Source organism: Synechococcus sp. R55.7, assembly GCF_047461955.1.
Taxonomy (GTDB): Bacteria; Cyanobacteriota; Cyanobacteriia; order Thermostichales; family Thermostichaceae; genus Thermostichus.
Map to the genome: position 1 here is coordinate 6,446 of NZ_JANSIC010000075.1, position 5,041 is coordinate 11,486.

The 5,041-nt window shown below is 61.3% G+C and carries 2 protein-coding genes; one reads left to right on the forward strand and one right to left on the reverse strand.

Annotated features, from left to right (window positions below):
- A partial coding sequence (gene cphA, locus NW820_RS05695; RefSeq protein ID WP_414406923.1) for a cyanophycin synthetase occupies positions 1-2,633 on the reverse strand: 2,633 nt, incomplete at its 3' end.
- A 257-nt stretch (positions 2,634-2,890) separates the two neighbouring features.
- Here cphA and NW820_RS05700 point away from each other — a divergent pair.
- On the forward strand, positions 2,891-5,041 hold a 2,151-nt coding region (locus NW820_RS05700; protein WP_414406924.1), incomplete at its 3' end, for a ComEC/Rec2 family competence protein.

Genomic DNA, 5,041 nt, shown 5'->3' on the forward strand with positions numbered 1-5,041 from the left:
CGGTAACTGGGTTTGGGATTGAGCTTGTCTTGAAAGCGGGTGATGATCTGGATGGTGCGCTGTACATCCGCCGGAAAGATCACCACCAGGTCTCCGGGTTCGGCTTTCTCCAGAGCGGTTTCGATAGCAGTTGCCTCATCCAAGATTTCCTGCAGACGATCCCCTGCCTTTTCCTGTTCCCAACCCTGCCGGATTAGGGCGGCCACCTCGCCTGGTTCCCGTCCTCGCCGGTCATCATCTTCTTTGACAATGGCTCGGTCGAACATGCGCGCTGCCAAGACTCCCAACTCTCGTAGGTCGCTGTTGCGCCGATCCCCAGGCCCGCCGATGACCCCAATTTTTCGTTGGCAATCCCAGCGCTCTAGGGTACTTTGAATGGCCTCGTAACCTGCCGGGTTGTGGGCATAGTCCACCAACACCTGGTAGCCCCCTACATCAAACAAGTTGAGGCGACCGGGGGTCTGGGCTACAGAACTGGTGAAGGTGCCCAGCGCCATGCGGATGTCGTCGATGGAAACCCCGTGCAGGAAGGCTGCCAAAGTAGCGGCCAGCACATTTTGGATCATGAAGCTGGCCTTGCCAGAGAGGGTGAGGGGAATTTTGGTTACATCTTCTATGCGCAGTTTCCAGCCCCGTTTCAAAATTGAGATGTGGCCCTCTTCATAGACAGCTGCTATGCCCCCGGAAGCAATGTGCTTTTGAATGAGGGGATTTTCCGGGTTCATGCTGAAATAGGCCACTGTCGCCTTGACATTGGCGGCCATGGCGGCCACCAGACCATCATCGGCATTCAAGACAGCGTAGCCCCGCTCGTGTACCGCTTCCACCAAGACGGATTTGACGCGGGCCATGTCTTCTAGGGTTTCGATATCCCCCAACCCCAGGTGATCTGAGGTTACGTTGAGCACCACGCCAATATCGCATTCCGGAAACCCCAGCCCCTCTCGCAAAATGCCGCCTCGCGCCGTTTCCAGCACCGCCACTTCTACGGTGGGATCCCTGAGCACCAGGCGGGCGCTGTGGGGGCCGGTCATGTCTCCCTTGGCAATTTGATGGTTTTGGATGTAAACGCCGTCGGTGGTGGTGAAGCCGACCCGCTTGCCGATGCCTTTGAGGATGTGGGCGATCAGGCGGGTGGTGGTGGTTTTGCCGTTGGTGCCGGTGACGGCCAGGATGGGGATGCGGGTGTGGCTGCCGGGGGGAAAGAGCATGTCGATGATGGGCTCAGCCACATTGCGCGGGATCCCTTCGCTGGGGGCCAGGTGCATGCGCAAACCCGGAGAAGCGTTCACCTCGACAATGCCGCCACCGGTTTCGTTGACGGGCTGGGCAATGTCCGGGCAGATGAGGTCGATGCCCGCCACATCCAGGCCGATGATCTGAGCTGCCCGTTCGGCAATGAAGGCGTTGTAGGGATGGATGATATCGGTGCAATCGACGGCGATGCCGCCGGTGCTCAGGTTGGCGGTGGATTTGAGGGTGCAATGTTCTCCTTTGGGCAGCACCGTATCCAGGGTGTAGCCTTTGCTTTCGAGGATACGCAGGGTCATGTCATCAACGCTAATTTGGGTCAGCACGTTTTCGTGGCCAAACCCCCGCCGCGGATCCCTGTTGACTTCGTCGATCAGCTCTTGAATGGTGGAGCGGCCATCTCCCACCACATAGGCTGGGATCCGCTTGGCCACAGCCACCAGCTTGTTGTTGATCACCAGCAGTCGGTAGTCATCCCCCACCAGGTGCTTTTCCACCAACACCACATCGGAGTATTGGCTGGCGGCATCGTAGGCGATCTCGGCGGCTTCCAGGCTGGTGATGTTGACGGTGATGCCCTTGCCGTGGTTGGCGTTAAGGGGCTTGATCACCACCGGAAAGCCCCCGACATCCTCGATGGTGGCTGCCAACTCGCTGCGGCGACGCACCGTATAGCCCTTGGGCACCGGGATCCCCATGTCCTGCAGCAGTTCTTTGGTGGCCCGCTTGTCGGCGGCCAGGTCGGCGGCAATGATGCTGGTTTTTTCAGTGGTGGTGGCTTCGATGCGCTTTTGGTAGACGCCGTACCCCAGTTGCACCAGGGATCCCTTGTTGAGGCGCAGATAGGGGATCCCGCGCAGGGCGGCCTCGTCCAGCAAAGCTTGGGTGCTGGGGCCGAAGCGGACGTTCTCTCGGATCTCTCGCAACTCTTGAATGTCCAGTTCTAGGTCGCGGCGGTAGTCTTCTCCATCCACCAAAGCCTGACAGAGGTAGACTGCAGCTTTGGCCGCAAAGCGCCCGGCCTCTGCCTCTTGATACTCGAACACGACGTTGTAGGTGCCGGGGGTGGAGGTTTCGCGGGTGCGGCCAAAATCCACTTTCATGCCGGCCAGAGTCTGCAGTTCCAAGGCCACATGCTCCACCACATGGCCCATGAGGGTGCCCTCTTCCACCCGTTGCAAGAATCCCCCATAGCAGCCGCGGGAGCACTGGTGTTCCCACAGTCCCGGCAACAGGGCCTCCAACCTTTCTTTGAAACCCGGGATGGTGTTGGTGGGTCGCTCCTGCAAGTCTTCCAGATCAAGCCGCATTTGAATCAGCTTATGACGACGGATGCTCCAGTAGTTGGGGCCACTGAGAACGCGGATGGATCGGATGCGCATAGGGTCTAGGGGAAACAGCGGGGAAGGGGACAGATAACTTAGGGTCGTTTTAGGGTCGTTTTCAGGATGCCGGCGCAGGAAACTGCCAAGGACTACATCCCGCTGGCGCGACCAGCCCTAATCTACACTCCCTTTGCCAAGGTCGAGAAAGAGTATCCTTTAATACAATTCTTTCGGCAGGCGAGCAAGGTTAAGACAACGCAATGGATCCCGCTTGACCACATCGGTACAGTGGGGGGCAGACGGGTCTGCGGCACATGGAAAGAACCTATCTGCTGGGGTTGGGCTGGATCTTGGGCCTGCTGGTGCGGGCTTGGCCCCAGGCTGCCGGGTGGGGCTGGGGGATCCTGCTGGGATTGGGGCTGGCGGGATCCCTGCTGTGCCGGCGGCAACCGCGTCTGGCCCGCACTTGGCTGGCGATGGGTCTGGTGGGGTGTCTGGCTTGGGGTTACCTGGGTTGGCGGCAGCCTTTTCCCGGGCCGACGGATATCAGCCTGTTGGCCCCCCAGCAGCAGATGAACTTGGTGGGCACCGTCCTCTCGGAACCTCGTCCCACCCGCAGCGAACGGCGGCAATTTTGGCTGAGAGCAGAGCAGGTGCTCAACGCCGACTCCACGGCCCGCCAGGTCAGCGGCAAGCTCTACGTCACCACCGGCCCTGAGGCCCTCCAGGACAAGGATCTCCACCCCAACCAACGGGTGCGCCTGACGGGATCCCTGTACCTTCCCAGTCCGGCCTTGAACCCGGGCAGCTTTGATTTTCAAGCCTACCTGCAGCGCCAGGGGGCTTTTGCCGGCTTCAGCGCCCGTGAGGTGATCCTGCAGCCGGGGGGAAGAGGTTGGGGGGGCTGGGTGTTGCGGCGGCGGGTGCGAGAGGCGTTCGTTGCTGGATTGGGGGAGCGGCAGGGGAATCTGTTGGCTTCCTTGGTGCTGGGATCCCGGGCCGCCCAATTGGATTTCGACTTGCAGGATGCCTTCCGGGAAATCGGCATGGCCCATGCGCTGGCCGCTTCTGGGTTTCATGTGTCGCTGTTGGTGGGGGTGGTGTTTGTCCTGACACGGCGGTTGGCGGTGCGCCTGCAGCAGGGGAGCATCCTGGCGGTGCTGGGGCTTTATACCGCCCTCACGGGGTTCAGCCCTTCGGTGTTGCGAGCGGCACTGATGGGGGCGGCGGCCATGGTGGTGCTGACGGAGCCGCGCCTGGAAGGAAAGGTGAAGCTCAATCCCCTGGGGACGCTACTGGTGGCGGCAGTTTTGCTCTTAATCTACGAGCCGCTGTGGATTACAGACCTGGGGTTTCAGCTCAGCTTTGCCGCCACCCTGGGCCTGCTGGTCGGAACAGCCCCAATTGTTTCCCGGCTGGACTTTTTGCCTCCGGCTGTGGCCACCGCCTTGGCCGTTCCTCTGGCCGCCCAGATCTGGACTTTGCCGCTGCAGGTGGCCATCTTTGGCCGCATCCCCACCTATTCACTGCTGGCCAATCCCCTGCTGATGATCCTGTTGCTGCCGCTGCTGGTGGCGGGGTTCGGGGTGGCGTTTGGGGCTTTGCTCTGGCCGGGGCTGGGATCCCTGCTGGCCCGGCCCTTGACGTTTTTGATCACGCCTTTAATCAACTGGGTGAGCTGGATAGCCGGTTGGCCCTTCAGCTCCTACTACACCGGCGGAGTTTCTCTGCTCCAGTGCTTGCTCCTCTACGGCGCGCTGGTGGCCCTAACCTTTTGGCCGCGGTGGCGACAGGCCTTCCGCTGGCAGGGCACAGCCCTGATCATGGCCGCCATCCTCCTGGGTCCAAGGATGTGGCCGGGGCCGCCGGTCCAAATTACCGCCTTGGCCAGTGGACGAATTCCCATCCTGGCCATTCAAGCGGAAGGGCGCCACCTCTTGCTCAACAGCGGGGATCCCCGTTTGGCAGAACGCACGGTGTTGCCCTTTTTGCGGCAGCGGGGCCTGCGCCGTCTGGATGGAGCGGTGGCCATGACCTCTGTCGGCTCTGCCAATGGCGGCTGGGAGATCCTGCTGTCGGCTTTCTCCAAAGGAGTACGTCCCGCCAACGCGATTGGGCAATTCTGGGACGGGGGAGGGGCTAATGCGGCTTCCGAAAGTTACCTGCGCTCCCTCAGTGCTGTGCAAGCTGCCGGGATCCCCTATCGAGTGTTGCAGCCTGCCGACCGGATCCCGGTGTCGCAGCGGTTGAGCCTACAGGCCATCCACACCAACCCCCTGGTGTTGACTTTAGAAACAGAGGGATCCCATTGGCTGCTGCTGGGCTCTGCCGGCACCCATGTGCAAGCCGAGCTAACCGGATCCCCGCTGATGCCGGCCCAGATCGACTGGCTGTGGTGGGACGGGGGATCCCTGATTCTGGATCTGTTGGAGCGCTTTCAGGTGCAGGCGGGCATCAGCTCTGGC